General features: G+C 34.4%; 22 protein-coding genes. 2 read left to right on the top strand and 20 right to left on the bottom strand.

The genetic code is table 11. The features are described from left to right. Positions 1-18: 18 nt before the first annotated feature. From rplT to P0092_RS05670, 11 genes are all read right to left on the bottom strand, one after another. Positions 19-372, bottom strand: a complete 354-nt coding sequence (gene rplT / locus P0092_RS05720; protein ID WP_004617037.1) for a 50S ribosomal protein L20 — start codon at positions 370-372, stop codon at positions 19-21. Positions 373-390: 18 nt separating this feature from the next. Continuing rightward, positions 391-588, bottom strand: coding sequence for a 50S ribosomal protein L35 (gene rpmI / locus P0092_RS05715; RefSeq protein ID WP_004617036.1), 198 nt, complete (start codon positions 586-588; stop codon positions 391-393). 17 nt (positions 589-605) lie between these two features. Beyond that, positions 606-1100: a translation initiation factor IF-3 gene (gene infC, locus P0092_RS05710; RefSeq protein WP_040758285.1), complete on the bottom strand. Its 495-nt coding sequence runs from the start codon at positions 1098-1100 to the stop codon at positions 606-608. Between the two features lie 283 nt (positions 1101-1383). Then, on the bottom strand, positions 1384-1866 hold the full coding sequence (locus P0092_RS05705) for a dihydrofolate reductase (protein WP_004617034.1): 483 nt from the start codon (positions 1864-1866) through the stop codon (positions 1384-1386). Beyond that, a complete protein-coding gene (locus P0092_RS05700; RefSeq protein WP_276187102.1) occupies positions 1863-2657 on the bottom strand; it encodes a thymidylate synthase in 795 nt (264 codons plus the stop codon). The genes P0092_RS05705 and P0092_RS05700 overlap by 4 nt, the downstream gene beginning before the upstream one ends. An 82-nt stretch (positions 2658-2739) precedes the next feature. After that, a complete protein-coding gene (locus P0092_RS05695; protein WP_004617032.1) occupies positions 2740-4179 on the bottom strand; it encodes a glycosyltransferase family 39 protein in 1440 nt (479 codons plus the stop codon). Then, the gene (locus P0092_RS05690) at positions 4176-5141 is read right to left on the bottom strand and encodes a glycosyltransferase family 2 protein (protein WP_004617031.1); all 966 of its coding nucleotides are present in this window, start codon (positions 5139-5141) and stop codon (positions 4176-4178) included. Before P0092_RS05690 ends, P0092_RS05695 begins: the two co-directional genes overlap by 4 nt. A gap of 204 nt (positions 5142-5345) precedes the next feature. Beyond that, complete coding sequence (locus P0092_RS05685) at positions 5346-6020, bottom strand: phosphatase PAP2 family protein (RefSeq protein WP_004617030.1); 675 nt, start codon at positions 6018-6020, stop codon at positions 5346-5348. Positions 6021-6050: 30 nt separating this feature from the next. Further along, a complete protein-coding gene (locus P0092_RS05680) occupies positions 6051-6716 on the bottom strand; it encodes a DUF4956 domain-containing protein (RefSeq protein ID WP_004617029.1) in 666 nt (221 codons plus the stop codon). A 23-nt stretch (positions 6717-6739) separates the two neighbouring features. Continuing rightward, entirely contained in the window at positions 6740-7414 is a 675-nt protein-coding gene (locus P0092_RS05675; protein WP_004617028.1) for a polyphosphate polymerase domain-containing protein, read from the bottom strand. Further along, a complete protein-coding gene (locus P0092_RS05670; RefSeq protein WP_004617027.1) occupies positions 7398-9380 on the bottom strand; it encodes a CotH kinase family protein in 1983 nt (660 codons plus the stop codon). The genes P0092_RS05675 and P0092_RS05670 overlap by 17 nt, the downstream gene beginning before the upstream one ends. A gap of 100 nt (positions 9381-9480) precedes the next feature. On the opposite strand from P0092_RS05670, the gene P0092_RS05665 reads away from it, so the two are divergent. Beyond that, complete coding sequence (locus tag P0092_RS05665) at positions 9481-10023, top strand: TetR/AcrR family transcriptional regulator C-terminal domain-containing protein (RefSeq protein WP_004617026.1); 543 nt, start codon at positions 9481-9483, stop codon at positions 10021-10023. 83 nt (positions 10024-10106) lie between these two features. Here the strand turns inward: P0092_RS05665 and aspS are convergent, their stop codons facing one another. From aspS to P0092_RS05650, 3 genes are all read right to left on the bottom strand, one after another. After that, the gene (gene aspS, locus P0092_RS05660; RefSeq protein ID WP_004617025.1) at positions 10107-11855 is read right to left on the bottom strand and encodes an aspartate--tRNA ligase; all 1749 of its coding nucleotides are present in this window, start codon (positions 11853-11855) and stop codon (positions 10107-10109) included. Between the two features lie 627 nt (positions 11856-12482). Further along, on the bottom strand, positions 12483-13529 hold the full coding sequence (locus P0092_RS05655) for a reverse transcriptase family protein (protein ID WP_004617024.1): 1047 nt from the start codon (positions 13527-13529) through the stop codon (positions 12483-12485). A gap of 231 nt (positions 13530-13760) precedes the next feature. After that, positions 13761-15770 (bottom strand): retron Eco8 family effector endonuclease, encoded by a 2010-nt coding sequence (locus P0092_RS05650; RefSeq protein ID WP_004617023.1) that lies wholly within the window; start codon positions 15768-15770, stop codon positions 13761-13763. Positions 15771-15949: 179 nt separating this feature from the next. Here P0092_RS05650 and P0092_RS05645 point away from each other — a divergent pair, with 179 nt between their 5' ends. Continuing rightward, the gene (locus tag P0092_RS05645; RefSeq protein WP_004617022.1) at positions 15950-17497 is read left to right on the top strand and encodes a pentapeptide repeat-containing protein; all 1548 of its coding nucleotides are present in this window, start codon (positions 15950-15952) and stop codon (positions 17495-17497) included. Position 17498: 1 nt separating this feature from the next. On the opposite strand, the gene P0092_RS05640 is transcribed toward P0092_RS05645, so the two are convergent. The 6 genes from P0092_RS05640 to P0092_RS05615 all read right to left on the bottom strand — a co-directional run bounded on the left by P0092_RS05640 (position 17499) and on the right by P0092_RS05615 (position 22094). Then, complete coding sequence (locus P0092_RS05640; protein WP_004617021.1) at positions 17499-17855, bottom strand: BlaI/MecI/CopY family transcriptional regulator; 357 nt, start codon at positions 17853-17855, stop codon at positions 17499-17501. A 149-nt stretch (positions 17856-18004) separates the two neighbouring features. Further along, positions 18005-19441: a glycosyl hydrolase family 8 gene (locus P0092_RS05635; protein ID WP_004617020.1), complete on the bottom strand. Its 1437-nt coding sequence runs from the start codon at positions 19439-19441 to the stop codon at positions 18005-18007. Positions 19442-19727: 286 nt separating this feature from the next. Beyond that, positions 19728-20015: a hypothetical protein gene (locus P0092_RS05630; protein ID WP_004617019.1), complete on the bottom strand. Its 288-nt coding sequence runs from the start codon at positions 20013-20015 to the stop codon at positions 19728-19730. A gap of 8 nt (positions 20016-20023) precedes the next feature. Then, positions 20024-20467 (bottom strand): D-alanyl-D-alanine carboxypeptidase family protein, encoded by a 444-nt coding sequence (locus P0092_RS05625; protein ID WP_004617018.1) that lies wholly within the window; start codon positions 20465-20467, stop codon positions 20024-20026. A 53-nt stretch (positions 20468-20520) separates the two neighbouring features. After that, on the bottom strand, positions 20521-21123 hold the full coding sequence (locus P0092_RS05620; RefSeq protein ID WP_131451608.1) for a hypothetical protein: 603 nt from the start codon (positions 21121-21123) through the stop codon (positions 20521-20523). Between the two features lie 56 nt (positions 21124-21179). Further along, positions 21180-22094 (bottom strand): coiled-coil domain-containing protein, encoded by a 915-nt coding sequence (locus tag P0092_RS05615; protein ID WP_004617016.1) that lies wholly within the window; start codon positions 22092-22094, stop codon positions 21180-21182. Positions 22095-22096 lie beyond the last annotated feature (2 nt).

Raw genomic sequence — 22096 nt, 5'->3', positions numbered from 1 at the left:
CTGCATATGTCAAATTTATTATTTAGCAGCTTTTGCAGTTTCAGCAAGCTTAGCAAATGCAGCCGCATCGTTTACTGCCAAATCAGCAAGAACTTTTCTGTTAAGTTCTATTCCTGACTTCTTCAAACCGCTGATGAATTTGCTATATGATAAACCGTTAATTCTTGCAGCAGCATTTATTCTTGCGATCCAAAGCTTTCTGAAATCTCTCTTCTTAGCTCTTCTGTCATTGAAAGCGTAATTCAAAGATTTCATTACGGCTTGGTTTGCCATTCTGTAGAGCTTGCTCTTTGCACCAAAATATCCTTTTGCAAGCTTTAATATCTTTTTATGTCTTGCACGGGTTCTAACCGCACCTTTAACTCTTGCCATAAACCTTCGTCCTCCTTCTTATTTATATGGAATAAGTTTTTTGATAGTAGCTTCTTGTGCAGCTGAAACGTATGCACCTAATCTATGATGCTTTTTAGCTTTTCTTGACTTTGATACAAGTCTATGGTTTCTCCAAGCCTGACCTCTTTTGATCTTACCTGTAGCTGTAACTCTAAATCTCTTTTTAGATGCACTATGTGTCTTTAACTTTGGCATATCATTCTCCTCCTATCCTACTGCTTTGGATTAAGTATCATTATCATACTTTTGCCTTCAAGTTTTGGTCTTTTCTCAACTGTTCCAACATCTTTTACTGCTTCTTCAAACTTGCCTAGAATTTCGTTGCCTATTGAGGTGTAATGCATTTCTCTTCCCCTAAATTTAACGGAAACCTTGACCTTATCTCCATCCTTTAAGAACTTATATGCATTCTTAACTTTGAATTCAAAATCATGGTCTTCTATAGAAGGGGAAACTCTAACTTCCTTTATGCTTATGATCTTCTGATTTTTCCTTGCTTCTTTCTCTTTCTTGGCAAGCTCGAACATATATTTACCGTAGTCCATTATCTTACAGACAGGCGGTACTCCTTGTGGAGCGATCTTTACCAGGTCAAGATTTTTTGAATTGGCAAGTTTTTGGGCTTCGTTAATTGCTAATATACCAAGCATAGTACCATCAGCATCGATAAGTCTAACTTCTTTATCCCTTATATCCTCATTGATCATTAATTCATTTTTGCTAATAACTGACACCTCCGCATTTAATAGGCAAGAAGATTCTCTTCAAGTCCATATAATATTTAAACAATAAAAAAAGTGGATAGAAGCAAGTATCCACTAATAATCTCAAATCTCAGCCATTACATATAAATATGTTTAAAACCGATATTGACCCGGCAAATCTTGTCCGCTCAGGTGAGAAGTGGAAAAACTTCTTCTTGTTTTGCATAAATATGATAACAAAATATCTTCACTCTGTCAACATTTTTATACATCCTTATTTCCCCTATTATTTTATTCTTTCATATACAAGCCACTTATATTCATATGGATTTTTTTCATCCTTGGTGCCAAGCTCTCCTGATATCTGTTTCCATTGGCTGTAGTCAATTTCAGGAAAAAAAACATCTGCTTCAAACTCTTTTTCTATCAGAGTTAAATACAGTCTGTCTGCACTAGGAAGAAATTCTTTGTATATTTCAGCTCCACCAATTATAAAAGCTTCCTCTTCACCTATGTACTCCATGGCTTTTTTTATTGAATGAACCGTAGTACAGCCCTCCGGACTATAGTCTGTAGCTCTTGTAATTACTATGTTTTTTCTGCCCGGTAAGGGTTTGCCCAGAGAGTCAAAAGTTTTTCTTCCCATAATGACGGTTTTTCCCATAGTAATTCTTTTAAAGTATGCAAAATCAGCCGGTATGTGCCAAGGCATTCTGTTCTTACAGCCAAGGGCATTGTTACGGCCCATAGCCCATATCATTGATATCATACAGCCACCGCTCCTTTAATATTTGGATGTGGGTCATAATCTGTTAATGTAAAATCACTGTATTTAAAGTCAAATAAGTCCTTTACGTCGGGATTAATATTCATTTTTGGCAAAGCCCTTGTATCACGGCTCAATTGCAGATTTACCTGTTCAATATGATTCAGATAAATGTGCGCATCCCCCAGAGTATGGACAAATTCGCCGGCTTTGAGTCCGCAGCTTTGAGCTATCATCATTGTAAACAATGCGTATGATGCTATGTTAAAGGGCACACCAATAAAAACGTCAGCACTTCTCTGGTACAACATACAGGAAAGTGTCCCGTTAATCACATAAAACTGATAAAAACAATGACATGGGGGCAAAGCCATTTTTTCTATATCTGATACATTCCATGAGCTTACTATTAATCTTCTGGAATCAGGATTGTTCTTTATTTGCTCAAGAACTCCCTTGAGCTGGTCAATGCTTCTTCCGTCCGGTGTACTCCAAGACCTCCATTGATGTCCGTATACTGGGCCAAGGTCGCCATTTTCATCTGCCCACTCATCCCATATAGAAACTCCGTTTTCCTTTAAATACTTTATGTTTGTTTCTCCGCTTATAAACCAGAGCAGTTCATGTATTATTGACTTTAAATGAAGTTTTTTAGTTGTTAATAATGGAAATCCCTTTTGAAGATCAAATCTCATCTGGTATCCAAAAGTGCTTATAGTTCCCGTTCCTGTTCTGTCTTCCTTTTTAATACCGTTATTTAGTATATGTTTACATAAATCTAGGTACTGTTGCATGAATTATATCTCCATTTCCGGCATATTATTTACACATTATTGATATTACTTTTTTATATTATATAATGAATTGTCCTTTTTGTCAGGCTGACAGTCTGTATTTTTTTCTGTATTCATAAAAACCTGTCATCAACAGCTCACTTCCCTTTGCTGCAAGAACAAATACAAGCATCATGGCAAAATACCTGTATCTGACCTGTATTTCAATCAAAGCATGAGCTGCAAAATAGCAGCAGATTATTGAAGCTATCAGCATAATGCCTGTACCTGTTTTTTTCCGTGTGAGGGTTAAGCATAAACCTGCAAGCATGAGTATAAATACAAGGACGTAATACATTTTTTCTATTTTGAGAATAGGGAGTTCGTATTTTTTCATGGTTTCAGAAGCCACAAGAGTATTGTTTTCCTTATTATAAAAGCCCCACTTCATGGTATCAAAATAACTCCACATAATCTCCTGTTTTGTATTAATCAAATCAAGCATTTTCCCCGGACTTATGGATATGCGTTCTTTGATCACCTTCTTTGATACTTCATTTCTCTGTTTAAAATCCTGTATATAAAATATTTTGTACTGGTCAGGATAAGAGAATGAGCCCTTGGTTTCGTAATTGAAGCCCACCACAAACTTCCACAAAGGATAGTTATTGCTCAAGCCTTCAGGGTTTATGTCCGCCTTTTTTACTATGCTTGAAAAAGTAAAACTCATAAGGAAATATGCTGCAATCATAACCACTGCGGCAACAATACGTATAAGCTTTTTTTCTCTTATGGATTGTGTAACTGCCCAAATCACAACACCTCCCAGTATAACCACACCAAGAGGTCTGACAGCATCACCAAAGGAAAGAAAAATGCCGGACGCAACGCTTCTTATTGCAAAATTTATGCGGGTTTCAAGAAGCAGATATATGGAAAGCATAAACATACATGCAGCAAAATGCTGATTTGTAAGTACAGGAGTCAGGAAATATGGCGCAGGATACAAAAGATACAATAAAGCCACAAATCTTGCTGTATAATCATTTGATATTTTTCTGGCAATAAGATAAATAAGGGAATTGGAGCCTGCCATAAAGAAGCAATTTACAAGCTTCAAAGGCAGAAGCCCCGTACCAAATAATTTCATAATCATGGCATAGTATATAACCGGCCCTGTCTGATATGGAAATGACTTAAAATAAAAGCCATGTCCGAAGGACTTGTCTCCGCTATTGAGCTTTACGGCACAATTATAGAATGTGTTAAAATCGGATATAGGCAGTGCATCAGATGTAATTGCGACTAAACCTTTAGCCGCAAATGCCAAGAGGAATATTACCACAAAAAATACCAGCGGTGATATATTTATCTTGTATGAAACCAAGTAAACTATTAGTACCGCCGGGATTACCATCAACGCAAATATAAACGCATTATTATATACAGAGTACAAAAAGTTCAGATATAATAAATATGCTGTAAAGGCTGTCAGTAGGATTATTATTGTCTTATTTAATGCATCTCTGTTTTTTAATTTCATTTTATTTCGCTTTTCCTCTCAGTCCCATCCTGAAATCCTAATAACTCGCCTACAATATATAATGGACGGGCTTTTACTTCTTCGTATATCCTACCGACATATTCCCCCATAATGCCTATGACTATCAGCATCACACCGTTTAAGAACAGGGATACCGCCATTGATGAAGCCCAGCCTGAGGCAATATCGTTTTTTACAAATCTCTGTATCAAAACAACAATCAGATATATAAAGCTTATTATAGAAACAAGCATTCCTGCAAATGTTGCAAGCTTCAAGGGTTTATACGAAAATGAAAATATTCCGTCTCCTGCCAGCTTGAGCATCTTTTTAAGGGGATACTTTGTTTCGCCTGCAAATCTCTTTTCACGTCTGTACTCTACACTTGTCTGTTTGAAGCCGACCCAACTCACCAAGCCTCTAACATATCTTGAACGCTCCGGGAGACATTTCATTGCATCGCATACTTTTCTGTCAATAAGCCTGAAATCACCTACGTCAACAGGTAGCTTGACATCTGTCATACTGTCAAGGAAACGGTAGAACATTTTGGCAGTAAACTTTTTAAAGAAGGTTTCCCCTTCTCTTTGAAGCCTTTTTCCATATACCACTTCAAAGCCCTGCTCCCATTGCTCCACCATTTGAAGAATAACTTCAGGCGGGTCCTGCAAGTCTGCATCTATTATTACTACAGCGTCTCCCTTTGCATAATCCATCCCTGCGGTAATAGCTATCTGATGTCCGAAATTTCTTGCAAAATTTATTACCCGCACACACGGATTTGCCAAGGCAATTTCTCTGAGTTCTAAATATGTATTATCCTTACTTCCGTCATTTATAAAAATGTACTCAACATCCATAAAATAGTTTTCAAACACTCCGGAAAGCCTTTTAAAGGTTTCATTTATTACTTCCTGTTCATTATAAACCGGAACAATTATTGATAATAACTTCTTTGACATTTAGTACTTCTCCTCGCTTTCAGCCGAGTATAATATAGCAGCTTTTTCCTTATTTTTTCTTTAAACAATTATAACACACTAGTAATTATTATCAATTTTGACGTTAAATATTAAGAAAAAGTTCATATTTGTGTAATATTGATACATAAAAAAATTCTTCTTTAGGATTTTAACGTAAAGAAGAATCTTTTTTATTTACTTAAATTATTTTTTTGCTGTAAAACTCTCATATATGCTGTTGGAAAGCATCGCAATTGTAAATACTATTCCGGCCTCTACATATCCTCCAATGATATCACTTGCATAATGGTTTTGAAGATAAACACGGCTAAACCCGATTATCAGAGGCATTATTATACAAAAAGCCAAAAGTGAAATTCTGCCTGCTTTTATTTTAATACGTTTATTAATTACAAGATAAAGCACCAGATAAAAAATAAATGCCATTGCAGCATGGCTGCTCGGGAAGGAGAATTTGTCCACTTCCACATCAGGGTGTGGTCGGTTAAAAATGTCCTTTAGCAAAGGGTTTAAAAAGGATACAACAAGTATTGCAGCAGAATATGATATATACCTGGAATACCCTTCCTTGTTAGCAAAAACTACAATACCAAGTGCTGCTGTTGCCAATCCCAAATAAAGATTCACCTGTGGATCACCTATATTTCCCAGAAACTTAACAATCTTTTTTGTTGTATGTGATTTAAGACTTCTCAAAAAATCATAAACGGTACTGTCAAAACCATTTATAGTACCGGACTTAATTAACAGAACCAGACCTGCAAATGCAAGACCCAATATCAGAAGAAATATAGTATTTATTAAAATCTTATTATTTTTGTTTTTCATATTTGATTCAGTCATAATATTGTTTGCCAATGATTGAATCTCCTTTCATATTGTAGTGTATTACCCCATGTATTCTCCGTTATAACTGACCATAACGGCATTTACAACACCCTCAATCTCAATTATATCATTAACAAATTTGCTGTATCCGTCTTTTAACTGAACTTCCACCGTAAGCTCCATACCTGTTTTGGATACCGTCTTACCTTTAATAGTTGACTTTGCCGATTTTGATTCAATTAAATCAATTACGCCGTCTTCAACATTTGAGTTTTCACAATTAATTACTATTATATAGGGTGTGGTCCTGCTTTTTCTGTTAACAAAAACAGTCATAACGATACCCATTAGAAGACTTGTTACAACTGCAAGGGGTATCATTCCGGCACCAACGATTATTCCTGATGTAATTGCCCAAAATAAAAAGACTATGTCGAAGGGGTCTTTTAGTGCCGTCCTGAATCTAACTATTGAAAGTGTGCCCAACATACCGAGGGAAAGTACTACATTGCTGGAAACTGCCAGTATAACCGCACATGTTATCATTGCCATTCCTATTAACGATAGCCCGAAATTTGCTGAAAACATTACCCCCGAAAATGTCTTTTTGTAAACCATATAAATAAAAAATCCTATTAAAAATGAAACTATAATTCCTAAAAACATATCAAAACCGCTTACCGCTGTGGCATTCTTTATAAAACTCGAATTTAAGATACTGTCCACTTTATTTTACCCCCTAGATGTGTTTATCCGAATTTTCTGCAGGCTACATATTTTGAAAAGGAAGATACAAGCCTGTCCTGAACCATGACTATGTCTGAAATCATGGTGGGTTTGTAATTATCATATTTGACCTCCAAAATTATTGTCTGACCTTCTGCCAGAACTGTAGGAACATTGGGATTAAGCATATCCACACTATTTATACTTGTCCTTACATTCCTGTCCAATGTAATTCTCACATTTCCTGCTGAATATACAAAGGGCTCACGGTTATAATCCACAATCACTTTGGGCCTTAGTTGTTCTGTTTTCATTTTTGTATATAACTCTGAAACAAGTTGCCTGTCAGAATTAAGCATCCATTCTGTGTCCCCCTGAATTATACGCCTTACTTCTTCTTTTGTGACTGTTTCCGATACCTTACTGCACATTCCGTTTATTTTGCTTTTCTTCTCAAGTTTTATAAAGTCATAATTGTCGTTGTAGCAGCGAATTCTGAATTTCTCCCGTATACTAACTCCGCTTATTTTCTCGTATAACGCCTTGTTGTACATGTTATCAAAATACAGACTTCTTATTTTATATTCACCTGTTTCATCAACGTGGTTATCATGAGGTATTACTGCTCTTAATCGTGAGCGAACGGTAAGATAGTCTGAATAATTAAGAAATATCTTGTATTCATGGCGTAATTTCAAATCTCCCCCTCCTTGCTCTTCTTTTTTTATACTTTACACGTGAATACCTGCTTAGTAATATGGAAAATATGATTATTGCAATTGAGGACATAATTATCAAAACTTTTGATAAGCCTGTATTTACTTGAATATTATCTGATGCTCTGACACTTTTTGAAACCTCGTAAGCGATTGGCCCCAATACTCCAAAGATTTTTTTCAGGTATATAATATCCTCTGATGACTTAAATTTGGTGAGATCAATTTTACCGTCTGTTTTGTATTCTTCCGAAAGGTAATTCAAAAGTATTTTTAATACCCCATCCATATCTTTGTTGGTAATTCCCAATAAAGAATACATTGTAATTGTTTTGGTCATATCCAAATTGTGTGTATCAATAAGTGTTTCGGGGTGCTCTTTTTGTCCTTTTAAGGTAGACGGTAAAATGTTGTTTAACTGTGCCTGAACACTTTTGGCTCTGAGCTTGCAGAATTTATTTAAATCACTAACCCCCTCCACAAACTGATTGTATGTAAAAAACCCCTTCTTATCATTTTGGATATATGGAGATATCATTTCAACAGTGGTTTCATAAAACGTGTCAAAGTAGCCGCTGCTAAAATAGTCAGTAATAAATTTTTTAAAATACTGATGATACTTATCTGAATACTTACTTTTTGTAAGTATCTCATTCATCATAGGTCTTTTATCCAAATCAGCATTAAATACAGGTGTATCAATAGGGTAATTAACCATACTTTTGGTAGAACTCATTCCATATCGAGCATCTGTTGTTTTTATATAATTACCGAACAGGTTGGAAGATGAATTTCCCGGATCAACTGCAAAGGAACCAAACGCCAAGTTATAGTCCCAAGGTATCATTGACAATTTACCGGCACGCTCAAAAAGATAATAGTTATGTGAAAAGATACTTGTATACCCATCACAATTATCCACAAAGTTATGGACTACGAAGTACTTTATTACAGAGTCAACATCCACTGTGTTATCAAAATCTTTACCGCTGTTCAGCTTTTGTATTGATTTAATCAATCTTCCTTCGTCACTTTCATCTACAGTGAAGACTCCTGATTTCAAAATGGCTTTATAGCTCTTAGGATTATTATCAATATATGCCAAACCTGTGGCATCTGTGTTAATTTCATTTGAATGAATAAGTACTTTTGCCATATCCCCCAGCATGTCAACCCTTGTGCTGCTGTCAAGGCCTTTATAGGCATTGCCTGACATAACATTTGCCATATACTCAACTGCCGATTGACCGTCTTCCGTCTCGCTGCCCATAATTTTTATATAGTCATATTTGGGCAGCTCAAGTGCATCAGGCTTATACAGCTTTCCATCAATGACGCCGTAATTTCTCACACAGAAAGATTTTTCTACAGCTTCCATAGCCAGATAAAAGCCAAAAGCCTTTCCGTTTAATGTTATACTTACATAGCTGGACAACGGAGCTGCTATTCCCATATAATTCATCATATGCTGCGCCAAGTAATCCTTCATATAGGTTGTATCCTGAGAACAGCTATTTAGTATCATTTTATCAAGTCCGTCAAAACTCTGTTTTTTATAGTGATCAAATTCAACCTTAAAACTGAAGTTTTGAGAATTCATGTCCATTACATGTTTTAAGGATGTATCGCCTTTAGGCCTTATCCCAACTTCTTTAATCCTGACACCATCTATAACCATCGTACAAGGAATATATTTTTCATATGTGGCATTTTCTATCATGTTATTCCATATTCGATTATCAACTTGAATATCAATAGTATGTACTTTGGAATCATCAAAAAGTGTTTTAGTGTACTTTATAGCATTGACTGATAAATCCTTGGGACTTAACCCCCCATTTGCAGGAACACTATTACTTTGTGCCATAGTCATTAGAAAAAATATCGCACAAAGCAGGCAAACGGCCAAAATTATATATGTACCATTTTTATCCCTTTTTGTTTCCATTTTACAAATCCTTCATAATATGTTATATAAATAGAATAAAACAGTTGAGTGCTATTTCAACATACAATAAAGTACCAAATGTATGTTTTTGAGGTAAAGTATGATTAATGTGTCAAAAAGTAGACAATTTACACTGGGAATTTTATTGGATGCATTCTGGAAATTATATAGAAATCATGATATAGAAAAAATTACGATTAAAAAGATTACAGATACCGCAGGATACAATCGAATTACCTTCTATGATTACTTTCAAGATATATATGATGCTCTTGATTGTCTTGAAAACAAAGTATTGTCTGATATTGAATATCAATTATATAATCTGATTAATGATTCAGAAAATAATTCTAAGGATACTTTACTCGAAAAAGTAGTAGCTTTGTTCGAAGAGTACCAGGACTTTCTAGAAAGATTTTTTAGTGACAGCAGCAATACAGGTTTTGAAAAAAAGTTGCAGAAGCTTATTAAAGGTCTGCTGACAAACTACTCATCCAGCCAAACAGACTTTACCAACGTATATGTCCTTGAATTTTATACCTCAGGCCTTGTAGGTGCTTTCAGAATGTGGTTTAAAAGTGACTGCAATACACCATTTAAAGCTTTTCTCTACATAATATACTCTATTATAAAGGCAGATTAAACAAGGTAAGTAAATAGCATTAATAAACGGGGTAATTAAAAGTCCCATTTATTAATGCTATACTTTTATATCTCAAATAATTATTATCTTATTTTTATATGGACTTCACGAAGCTGTTTTTCTGTTACTTCATTAGGAGCACAGCACATCATATCCTGAGCGTTACCATTGAGCGGGAATGGAATAACCTCTCTGATATTTTCCTCGTTTCTCAGCAGCATAATCATTCGGTCAACCCCAGGAGCCATTCCGGCATGAGGAGGAGCACCATACTGAAATGCATTGTACAATGCGCCAAACTTCTGCTGAAGGTCTTCTTCCGTATAACCTGCAATTTCAAAAGCTCTGACCATTATATCCAAGTTATGGTTTCTGACCGCACCTGAAGACAGCTCAATGCCGTTACAAACTATATCATACTGATATGCAAGAATCTCCAGAGGATTTTTGCTGTTAAGTGCCTCCAGTCCACCTTGTGGCATTGAGAAGGGATTATGTGTAAATATAATCTTCTCTTCTTCTTTGTCATACTCGAACATAGGGAAATCATTAACAAAGCAGAAACGATATGCATTTTTTTCACAAATATCAAGACGATTGCCAAGTTCTGTACGAATCTGTCCTGCCAAAAGCGCTGCACGGTCTTCTGTATCTGCTATAAAGAATATTGTATCTCCCTGATTCAACCCCGCAATTTGTGCAATCTCGCCCTTCATGTCGTCGGGAATAAACTTGTCTATAGGCCCTTTATATGTCATATCGTCATTTACTTCCAGATATCCCAGACCACCCATCCCGATTGACACGGCAAACTCTAATAATTTTTCATGAAATCCTTTTGACATTTCAGCATGTACCTTGATTGCACGAACTGTTTTGTTGTGGAAAGGTTTAAAGGTACATCTCTGGAAGAAATCAGTTACATCTACTATTCTGAGAGGATTCCTCAAATCCGGTTTATCTGTTCCGAATTCAAGCATTGCCTGCTTATAGCATATTATGGGATATGGTGCCTCTGTTACAAAACTGCCTTCCGGGGCAAACTTCTTAAATGCAGCTGTCAGAACTTCTTCACCTGTGCGGAATACATCTTCCTGTGTGGCAAAGCTCATTTCAAAGTCAAGCTGGTAAAACTCTCCCGGTGAGCGGTCAGCACGGGCATCCTCATCACGGAAGCAGGGTGCAATCTGAAAATACTTGTCAAAACCCGATACCATTAAAAGCTGCTTGTATTGCTGAGGAGCCTGTGGAAGTGCATAGAACTTTCCTTTATATTTACGGGAGGGTACTATATAATCTCTCGCACCCTCAGGTGATGACGCACAGAGAATAGGAGTCTGGATTTCCAGAAAGCCCATATCAGTCATCTTTTGTCTTAAAAAGCTGATAACTTCTGATCTGAAAATTATATTGTCCTTTACTTTCTTATTACGCAGGTCAAGATAGCGGTATTTAAGACGTAAGTCTTCTCTTATTTCCTTTGAAGTCATTATTTCAAAAGGCAGCTGTTTGTATACCTTGCCAAGCACTTCAACGGATTGTGCTTCCATTTCAATTGTTCCTGTAGGGATTTTAGGATTATATGTTTCTTCGTCACGTATTTCAATTTTACCCTCAACGCATATACAGTCTTCCTTGTTGATTCCGGCTAAAAGCTCTTTGTCTCGCATTACAACCTGCATTACCCCATACATATCTCTGAGATCTATAAAGGAAACTCCTCCGTGATCCCTGATATTCTCAACCCAGCCTGCTATTTTTAATCCCCAGCCAACGTCGCTTTCGCTGATTTTGTCCATTGTTCTGTTACGATATATGTTTGATGTGTTCATAAGTATTCTCCTTAAAATCAATATTTGAGCATAAAAAAATGCTCATCCAAAACTTAAAAGTCCAGGACGAACACATAATGTCCGCGGTACCACCTGAATTACTGACTAACAGTCACTCAACGGTTCAAAAAACCTTGCTGTTTTTCGCACAGCCTGCGGCTCTCCTACTTATCACACAATACTACTTGTGCGGTGTTCAGATTGCAGCTGCTAAAGTGTTATTCACGCAAATTCACTTTATGGGTTTCACACTATCTCCCACTCACTGAGAACGATAAGTTGCGTTACTTCTCTTCGTCATCGCCATTAAATTCAATTATAATTCTTGTGTTTTCATGCAGGCATTATCTTTATGCCAAATATTACCACGCCCCTTCTGTATATAAAAAAGAACCACATGTAAATTTGTCTATAATCTACCAATGTGATTCTCACTATTACAGTATCACACAGGTACAAGTCTTAGCACTTGCACCTATGATTTTATCTCATAGCCACAAGTGCTAAATATTGTACCCATTATTCAGTTTTATAAACCGAAAATTTAACATATTAGCTCCTGCCTTTTTTTAATTTATAATAACCTAGTTTATCACTCTAAAGTATTAAGTGTCAAGGTAAATTATTTCATTGATTTAACTCTAAAAGTTTATTAATAATACTCTCAATGTGCTTTATTTTACTACTATATTGATTAACTTTGTTTTCACTAGAATAACTTATGCATGATATTAAATAAGCCCGATACCCTATAAGAAAATTCTGTAATTTATGTACACTTACAAATTCTAAATTTGTTGAAGTTGAGTTTTTTAGATATGTATTTAAGTCGTGCAACCAATTGGTATTCATAAATATTTTATTGTCAACTTTGTATACCTTTTTATATTTACCTTTATTTTTATTGAAAAAGTATAATACCGATGTTAAATTATAGAGCTTTTTCCTAGATAAATTAACGTTACTATTAACAACATATCCATTTATGGAAATTAAATCTTTGCCATACTTTATTTTATTGTAGTTAATTTTTAAATCTATACTGCCTAATATGTATTTTATCTTTTTAACAAACCATTTCTGCTGGCTAAAATCTATTTCATTGCTCGAAAACAACAAATCATCTGCATATCTAGTATAGGCTACGCCTAAGCTTTGGCAATATAGTGTTACTCTTTGATCAATTCTTCTTAAAACCAAATTGGATAACAAAGGAGAAGTAACTGCTCCCTGTGGGAGCTTATCTTCAAGTGTACAAATATCATAAATGACATTTATAACATCTTCAATGTTAATAAATTCCTGTAGGGTTGAAATCATCGTCTCTTTGCTAATTGAATCAAAGAAGTCTCTTATATCCAATCTAACAAAATATGTTGAATAATTATCGTAAATATGGGCATTCAAAAAGTCTAAATAGCTATTTCCTTTTACGAAACCTTTAACACATACCGGTATGGGCTGAAATGAAAAAAAGTTCTTATATAAATTTGACTGCAACTCGTAAATTAAACTGTCTTTATCAAGTGCAGATATTGTCCTTTTTTTATTATTTGCTTTTGGAATTTCGTATTTAAAGTAAGCCTCGCTTTTAGCTTCCAGACCATTTAATACTTTTTGTTTATTACATTGTAATATACTATTATAAAAATATTCTTCTTTATAAATTCTCATAAACACCCTAGTTTAGCTTAAATAAAAACTGGTACTCTCTTAAATATTCGCTTTGCGACTCGGCACGCGTGCGGCGCACGCGTGCAATACATAGATAACAGTATAGTAAACAATGTAACATATGATCAATTTGTAATAAAGTTCCCTTGGTTTTATCGGGTTCTCACGCCCGCTCAAGGGCCTATTAATTATATACAATTAATAGATTTGCTACCAGTTTTACCTAAGCAATTATATTATAACACCACTATTTAATTCAATCAATTGTATTAAGCTGTTAAGTTCTTTAAAATCTACTTTAAATTCATTCGTTATAAAATTTTTTAAATCGGGATACTTATTTACCAGAGATTTGTACTCCTTAAAGTTACTGAATACCAATCCTGTTCGCTCAATCAGTTTTTCCAGGTAATACTCAATAAACTCACTCATCCATCCGTCAGTCTTTCTTTTTCTCAATATTTCAATGTTTTTAGTTTCAGTTTTGGGTAATTTTAATTTGTCAGTATTTAAGATGGTATCAGATTTCCCATTGCATAAAAGCCTTAAAAAATTGCACTTTTCAGTAACAGTTATAAAAGAATCATATATACTGTGAAATTTTATTAACTCACTGTCACTTAATTTTTTCAAATAAAAGTCTGTAAAAATCTGCAAATTATCCTTGTTTACAATCATTCCTTCAATCGTAGTAGCATTGATAAAGATTGATTGACTTGCAAAGTATTCTTTGAGCAACTTTACTAATGTAATATAATGCGCATCATCACAGAATCCCCACTTATCATCATAACTTATATGACTTTTATTAACAATCCCGCTTATTCTTTTATATAAGTAATTAAGCGGAGCACTATTATAAGAAAGTTGGTATTTGTAAGCCTCACCGCTTTTTTTGAAAAATGAGTTGAGTTTAAATTTTGATTTTTTAATATCAAAATTAAGTATTTTATCCATATCTAATAGAGTAATACAAGTAGTTGAATATTTTCGTTTTTGTGGATGTATTATGTTTTCAATTACTTTATTTGACATGGATTTATAAATATCAACAAAATTTAATATAGGATAAATATCCCTAATATATTTATTGCTGAAAAAAGCCAAATCAGATTCTCCTTCCACACATAGGAGAATTTTAGAAAAATAAGCATTTGAATGGTCATCAGTAATAAAGGTCTTTTCACGTGAATTTATATCAGTAAATAACTTCATCTTACTAATTTTTGAATAGCTATTAATAAATTTAACATGATAAATTAGCTTTCTTTGCTCACTATCTTGCAAAACATTTTTAACTAATCTTGGGGAATGTGTAGAAGCAATAGTTTTTATATAACTTCCGCTTTCAAATATCTTATTTGAAAGATTATCTATCAGTGAATGATGCAGACTTAATTCTGGTTCATCTAGTACAATAGTAGGCGTTTTAAGTTTTGTCTTTGAAATCAGCTCCAGAATATCCAATAGAAAAATAGTGTAATTATATGCATTGGTTCCATTGGAAAAATATGCAAGCTTTTTAGTTTTATAAGTAAATGTATCTCCTTGCAAATATGTTTTTAAAAGCGAATTAGAATATTCTTTAGGTGAATATTGTAAAAGCTGTACTGGTGATGTTTTGATAATGTCATTAATATTTTTAAGTGTATATATGAATTTAGAATCTTTACATTCATCCATATGCTTGCTAATAGCTTCTTGAAATTCGATACGTATATCATTATCTAGCTTTATCAAATCTCCTATAGAATGCCATAGTTCAGACCAATTAAATAAGTCTATTCTTCTTGAATCTAGAAAATAGACAGGAAAAATAGAACTCAGTATCTTTCTATCATCCCTAGGTATATTCCATATAATCCTTTTGCCTTTTATTTTAGTCAAAGATACCTTTAATAGTTTATTTACAGATAATTTCATTATTTTAAGATAATAACTTCTGTATCTTTTAACTTCGTTTTTTAATAATTGATTTGAAGCAATCAATCTGAATTTACTTATATCAAAATATATACTTATTTTAACACAATTACTGAATGGATTATTAATGTCAAAAATATTGCCACAATCATTTATTTCTTCATCAGACCCTAAATTTTGGATAAAATATTTGACAGCACTTAAAATATTGGATTTACCACATCCATTTTCGCCTATTAAAAGATTTATGTCAGTCAAATCCATATTACATTTTTTTATAGATTTATAATTTAATATTTCAATTTTAGCAATTCCCATAAATTCACCTTATTTGCCAATAATTTTTATGAATTAAATTGCAATAACTTCTGAAAACTTTAACATAATTTATTATTTATTTAAGATTTTATACAGCAATATTTACTTATAAAGTTAATTGTTGTAATATCTAATATTATAGCAGTAATTTGTATATTTTTTCAATTAAGGGGGATTAAATGGTTAAGAAAAGAATGCTAATAACCAGCCTAATTATAGTACTTTTTGTATTTCTTACAGGGTGCAGTTTGCCCCATAGTAAAGCTAATATAAGTACATTCAATATATCTCCTGTTATAAAAAATGTACAGCAATCTGATATAGAAAAAGAGAAAATATTTCTAGAAACTCAAAAGCTTAAGGAGGAGTATGATTCAAGAATCTATTCCCTATTAATTCAGTTTATACCTATTATTCTCGCTTTTGTAACATTAATTATTACAACCAGAAATACATCAAAGGCATTGAAATTACAATCTGAAGGTCTTTCTAATCAAATTAGGCACAACGAAAAGGAGCGTGTTTCAAATTTACTTAAAGAATTGGGAAACACCGATACCACCATTCGATTGTCTGCTATACAAGCGCTAAGTGAATACAGTAATTCTATTCAGTTTCTGATAAATGTCTTAAAAATTGATAACAATAGCGATGTTATTTCTACCTGTCTTGCCGCTTTGTTAAAGATGCCCACTAAAACATTGCCATATTTACTTGATGAAAGTAAATCTTTACTTGAAAAACAATTCGAACTGGCAAGTAAGCTATTATACCTTGGAATGTCCAAGGAAGAAATAACAGAAAACTTCTTCTTTGATATGGATGAGGTTAATAGCAGGAACAATGATTATAGAAATATTCAGATTCAGAAAACACTAAATTGGAAAATAAACTCTACACAGAAACTAAAAAATCTTTCAATTTCAGAAATTACTGAAGAGGAAAAAAACCAGATGATTGGTGAATGGATATCAACTTCAGAAGAATACGATAGAATTATAAAGGCTATATCTAGAATTATTGAATTAATTTCTAGATCTGGTGACAAGTACGATTTAAGTCAGACATGCTTACGAGGGATATTTTTAGAGGGTGTCGATCTGTCAGGCTGGAATTTTAACGGTGCAGATTTAAGAAGATCCAGATTTGCTTTTTCCAATTGCCAAAAAGCCGTTTTCACAAATACAGATTTAACGGGGGCAAATTTTAACCATGCTTTGTTATCGGAAACAAAGTTTGATTACTCTGTTACTAATAAAACCAACTTTATTGCAACAAAAATAGACAATGCATCGTTTATATCCAGTAAGGGCGTAAATGCAAAATTTCATGGAGCTACCATAAAAGACACTGATTTTGCCACTAGTGAACTTAAGCATTGTTTTTTCGAGAACACTAAACAAACAAATAATCACTATACTAATGCTAAACTTTATAGTACTGTATTCTGTAAATCTGAATTAAAAAGCATTAATTTTTCCTCTACTGACCTTAGCGGCACAGATTTAAGTACCACAAAGTCGGACAACTGCAACTTCTCCCACTCAATCTTTGCCGGAACAAATCTTAATGACTCTTCTTTTGTAAATTCCACGTTTATTGAAACAAGGTTTAAGAAAATAAAGAGTTTTCAAAATGTGTTGTTTAAAAATAATTTTAGCAGAGAAATAGTTTATATTGATGATTCCATGAATTTCTCTGAGTTCTATAATAAGGAAATTGTATAAATTAACTATTTTCATCAACTATTTTTCTCAGCTCATCTACTTCATCCTTGCTTAGTTTTTTTCTTTTTAAAAAAGTAGTAAAAAAAAGCTTTAGAGAGCCTGAATAAAGCTTCTCTATATGCTCCTGTGTTTCGTACCTCATTACCTGCTCTCGCTTTACCAGTGATTCTATTTTTGTGTTTTTATTTTTTATTATCCCTCTCTCGCAAAGCCTTCTTATGACTGTATATGTAGTTGATTTTTTCCATCCCAGTTCTTCACTTGCAATACTAACCAACTCGGTGCTTTTTATAGGTTCATTGTTCCAGATAATGTTCATAAATCGTAGTTCTGCATCAAATATTTTTATTTCATCCATTATATTACCTCAGTGTAGTGAATTATACTAAATCTAGTTTTTAGTTTAATTTACTACACCAAGTCTGTCAAATAAGGTGTTTTTACACAAAATTTACAGGGCAGACCCATAACGGGGTCTGCCCTGTAAAAAAATAACATGTCAAGGTGTTATAGCGTTTTAATTATTCCTAAGAGATATTGCTTTAATGCGACCAAATCCATTGCGTCAACAGTTCCATCACCATTTGTGTCGGCTGCTTCAATATTCGGCAATGTAGTTGTCTTACCCAAGAGATAAGATTTCAGCAATGCAAAGTCTATAGAGTCTATAGTTTTATCATTGTTAATATCACCACGTGTTACAGTAGGTTCCGGTGTTTCTGCACCCCAAATCTTGAAATTTCCGCTTACATGAAGCATTCCAAGCATATAGAGCATGCCGTCATAATAACGGTATTGACCTGATGGAACAGCAGTATTCCATAATTCGTCAACAAAAGGCTTAGCAGTTGTTGCATCTTGCGCCAAAGATGTTACGGCATTCATAGCAACCAATCCCGGAGAATGATCGCTGCTAAGCTTTGAACCGGATAATGTATACTGGTTACCGTAAGAGGATAAACCTTGGTTTTTAAAGAAAGCCTGAATTTTTGGTGCAAAAGTGGTTGCAGGCCAACTGTCTTTTTGCCACCAAGCATAGTCTACGCAAGAATTCTGAACAGCTCTCCATGCGTCAAATCTGAAATCTCCATGACCTGAACTCCATGAAACTTCTTTTGCTGAACCATCAAAATTAGCATAATCAGGATTCAGTCCTGTTGTTGAATTAGTAGACTTCTTAAAAAATTCTCTGCTCTTGGCAGCTACAGTACTCCAAGTAGCCCTGTCTCTTTCAGGTCCCCACATTGCCCATAATTCATAGAATGCAGGGAGATGATAGGACGGATCTGTAAAATCATAGTTTCCTGCACTTGGGCAGAAAACCACCTGATTTGCGTTTTTATTTATCATATTATATCCAACACCGTCATCTGACTGGTGCAGCATTGCATCCAATATAGTCTGTGCTTCTGCTTCATAGTTGAATATACCTGTTCCGTTGCCCCATCTGCGTGCAGCAAAGAGAAGCGCCATAGCAAAGTATTCATCTCCGTCTGAAGCAGGAGTAGCGTCAATTATACCGCCACTATAGTTACACTGCCATGCAAAAAAGCCCTTAAATTGACCGGAGGTCTGATACATGTGGTTTCTAGCCCATTTCCACAGCATATCAAATTCCTTCTTTTTGTCCATTTGCACACAAACCATCAAACCGTATGACATACCTTCCGAACGTACGTCACCGTTTCCGGTATCCCTTATGTACGCCTCGTCACTTCCCGATTCATAAAACAGTCTTTGGTTGTTAGTGTCTCCTTTGAAAAACTTATCGTACATAGCAGCCAACTTGTCTTGAACCTGAGCCTCTGTCCTTCCTGTCTCAACAAAGACGTTCCTGTAGGTTCCGGTGGCATAATACCCACCTGTTGCCGCACTTGCGATATTTATTGGTATAATCGATACGATCATAGCCAATACAAGCAAGCAAGCAAAAAACTTTTTCATTTTACATTCCTCCCTTAATACAAAAATTTTGTATTTAAAGCTTGATCCGGGAATTAGCCCAAACCAACCTTAATACCTTTTTGAAAAGCATTTTATAAATAGATTATGGTTTAATCTATTAAACCCGGAAATAAGTTTAGCATATAAAACCTTTACTGTCAATTTATGATAATTATTCAATTTGTTAACATAAAAGTTGTCATAAAGAAACGAAAAATAAAATCTCTTGTAACATTTAACAGCTATTACAAGAGATTTAACATAATACAAATCCGTATTTTATTGTCTACCTTTTTTCATCAACTTTTTTAAAAGTCGCTTCATATGCACCCATTGATGCCAAAGTAACTACGATGGCATTTAAGGCACTCATTATTATTTTATTTATAGTTATTCCTGTAGTAAACCAACTTACAAGAACCAGCAGTATATAGGATAACATCCAAACTACAAACCTTGTAGGTATTTTCCATACTTTATCAATCGATACCTTCGTAAACTGTATAATCAGGGTGACACAGGCAACTATACCCGTAAAAGAACTCAGATAATCCCAACTGTAAAATTCATCCATACATTTTTTCAGCTCCTTTTTATCCCCAGTACACTTTTCTTTATTGCAACTTTCTGTGAAAGTGAAAGTCCTGTATGCTCAATCAATTGCACGTGCCAAGGTTCATAGCTCATTGGCTTTACCAGCCCGAATTTTTCTATTTCTTTATTAGTAAGTGCTTTAAACCATACATCCGAAATATCCATTGCAATACAGTAGCAGTGATTGCTTTTGCCATATGCCGCTGCTAAACACTGGCCTTGTTTGTTGTAAACAGCCCCGTTTGGCTTTTGGTAGTTGTCTTTGCTTTTCGCCAGTGTTTGTGCATTTATTATTTTTTGTTTTTCCAGACTTCTGTATCCTGAGGTACAGATACAGCTGTTCCCATATTCAGCACATAAAGCGTTTATAGCCGACACAAGCTTTGGAAATACACTTGTTTCGTCAGGGTATTTGAATTTGACACCCGGCATTTTGTTTTTCACCTCTTTTATTTCGCAGACTCATCCCGTACAGCCGGTGTATATTACGATGGTTGATGGTTATATAATGCAACCAGAAAATGGGTATACCCTTGCTTTAACAGTCCGTAATCCAGATTTGTTACGTAGTGATAAATAAAACCCCAGAATGTTTCTGTACCTTTCATTGAACAAAAGCCCTCATTAGCATCAAAAAAATAGTAATTCCCATCGTTTATAATTACGCCAAGGGCATGTGTAAACTTGTTTGGCTTTTCCCCTATACAAAGCATCATATAGCCCTGTGTTAACGGAATGTTGTCTTTTAGATAAATAATCTGGTTATAAAGATTTTCTGAAGTAAGTTGATAATTTGCTTTTCTAACAGGCAATCCCAATTCACGAGGATATTCTTTCCCCAAGAATGTATCACCATCTATTCTTGATGCTTCATATCTGCTCTGCAAATTCATTGTTTCTGCCTGAAATTTCTGACCAGCTATTTCATTTTCTGTATCTTTAGGATTAACAAGCCATCTTCCCGTTGCTGCCAGACAGTAACCATAATACTTTGTAATTAGTGGTCCAGAGAATCTTTGCTTTACAAGGTCCTGACAGCATTCTTTTGTTATATATACTCCTTTTACTTCCTGCTCAATTTTTTTCATTAATTTACCCATATCTCATCACGTATCCTTTCTTTAAATATATAGGGTTACAAAAACTATTTTAAAGCCATACCACTGGTCTCCAGAACTTTATCGTATTTAATCATTGCCTCTCTGAGAGAAACCAGACTCTTTCCGGTGCTGTCAAAATCAATTATTTTGGGTACCTTGTCATCCAATTCGGTCACAATATCAACAACATCATCTATTCTATGGTCTATTTGCACCAGCATTACAGACAATCTGCCATAAAAAAGTGCCGCATTTGTAATAAAGGCCAGATTGTTTCTGGATAACTGCTCATTTGTATTCAGGATATTTTCCTTTTCTCTAAGCTGGGCAAGACTCACTTCATATGCCTGTTTACTCTCAGCTAAGCTTTTTAACAGTTCTTCGGCTTTGTGTATTTCCGATGAATTATTATTGAGTAGTTCCTTAAATTTCTGAATTTTATTTTGCAGTTCCTGTATACGTCCGGCATCATTATTAATCAGACACTGAACTCCCATAATGGCTCTGTCCAGTCCAAGAGAGAGAATTGACCTTATAATACTTATGGCAGAGCTGTCATTAAGTTCGTCCAGCTTTCTACGATGCTCTTTAAGCAGCCTCTCATCATCACTTAACTCTTTTCTGAATAAATCAATCTGTTTTAATAAATCATCCTTTTTAACGGAATTAGTGCTGATAGAAACATTTATAGCATCTATGCTTTTTTGTGTGCTGAGGTAACTTTCCCGGATAGCTGCTTCACTTTTTATGATTTCAGTGATAGTATCAGAAATTTTCTGTTGTTCTTCCTCGGCTGATGCCTTTAGTTTTTTAGAACTCTCAAATAAGAATTGAATATCTTTCGAAATGCTCAGTATTGTCTTCGTAGCTTCTTCTTTTTTTTGTTGTCTAAGTTCCTCTACTGATTTCTTCAATACTTCAATTACTGTAATAAAGTTGTTTTTTTGAATTGTACCCATAC

The sequence above is a fragment of the Ruminiclostridium papyrosolvens DSM 2782 genome, from assembly GCF_029318685.1.
GTDB lineage: Bacteria > Bacillota > Clostridia > Acetivibrionales > DSM-1351 > Ruminiclostridium > Ruminiclostridium papyrosolvens.
This window is presented reverse-complemented; position numbering and strand designations above follow the sequence as displayed.

Bases quoted from the DNA above. Each gene is read 5' to 3' on its own strand.
- P0092_RS05670 (WP_004617027.1), bottom strand. From the start codon at position 9,380: ATGGAAACAAAAAGGGATAAAAATGGTACATATATAATTTTGGCCGTT.
- P0092_RS05700 (WP_276187102.1), bottom strand. From the start codon at position 2,657: ATGCAACAGTACCTAGATTTATGTAAACATATACTAAATAACGGTATT.
- P0092_RS05630 (WP_004617019.1), bottom strand. From the start codon at position 20,015: ATGGATGAATTTTACAGTTGGGATTATCTGAGTTCTTTTACGGGTATA.
- rpmI (WP_004617036.1), bottom strand. From the start codon at position 588: ATGCCAAAGTTAAAGACACATAGTGCATCTAAAAAGAGATTTAGAGTT.
- P0092_RS05625 (WP_004617018.1), bottom strand. From the start codon at position 20,467: ATGCCGGGTGTCAAATTCAAATACCCTGACGAAACAAGTGTATTTCCA.
- P0092_RS05650 (WP_004617023.1), bottom strand. From the start codon at position 15,770: ATGGGAATTGCTAAAATTGAAATATTAAATTATAAATCTATAAAAAAA.
- P0092_RS05620 (WP_131451608.1), bottom strand. From the start codon at position 21,123: ATGAAAAAAATTGAGCAGGAAGTAAAAGGAGTATATATAACAAAAGAA.
- P0092_RS05635 (WP_004617020.1), bottom strand. From the start codon at position 19,441: ATGAAAAAGTTTTTTGCTTGCTTGCTTGTATTGGCTATGATCGTATCG.
- rplT (WP_004617037.1), bottom strand. From the start codon at position 372: ATGGCAAGAGTTAAAGGTGCGGTTAGAACCCGTGCAAGACATAAAAAG.
- P0092_RS05665 (WP_004617026.1), top strand. From the start codon at position 9,481: ATGATTAATGTGTCAAAAAGTAGACAATTTACACTGGGAATTTTATTG.
- P0092_RS05645 (WP_004617022.1), top strand. From the start codon at position 15,950: ATGGTTAAGAAAAGAATGCTAATAACCAGCCTAATTATAGTACTTTTT.
- P0092_RS05705 (WP_004617034.1), bottom strand. From the start codon at position 1,866: ATGATATCAATGATATGGGCTATGGGCCGTAACAATGCCCTTGGCTGT.
- aspS (WP_004617025.1), bottom strand. From the start codon at position 11,855: ATGAACACATCAAACATATATCGTAACAGAACAATGGACAAAATCAGC.
- infC (WP_040758285.1), bottom strand. From the start codon at position 1,100: ATGATCAATGAGGATATAAGGGATAAAGAAGTTAGACTTATCGATGCT.
- P0092_RS05615 (WP_004617016.1), bottom strand. From the start codon at position 22,094: ATGGGTACAATTCAAAAAAACAACTTTATTACAGTAATTGAAGTATTG.
- P0092_RS05695 (WP_004617032.1), bottom strand. From the start codon at position 4,179: ATGAAATTAAAAAACAGAGATGCATTAAATAAGACAATAATAATCCTA.
- P0092_RS05655 (WP_004617024.1), bottom strand. From the start codon at position 13,529: ATGAGAATTTATAAAGAAGAATATTTTTATAATAGTATATTACAATGT.
- P0092_RS05640 (WP_004617021.1), bottom strand. From the start codon at position 17,855: ATGGATGAAATAAAAATATTTGATGCAGAACTACGATTTATGAACATT.
- P0092_RS05690 (WP_004617031.1), bottom strand. From the start codon at position 5,141: ATGTCAAAGAAGTTATTATCAATAATTGTTCCGGTTTATAATGAACAG.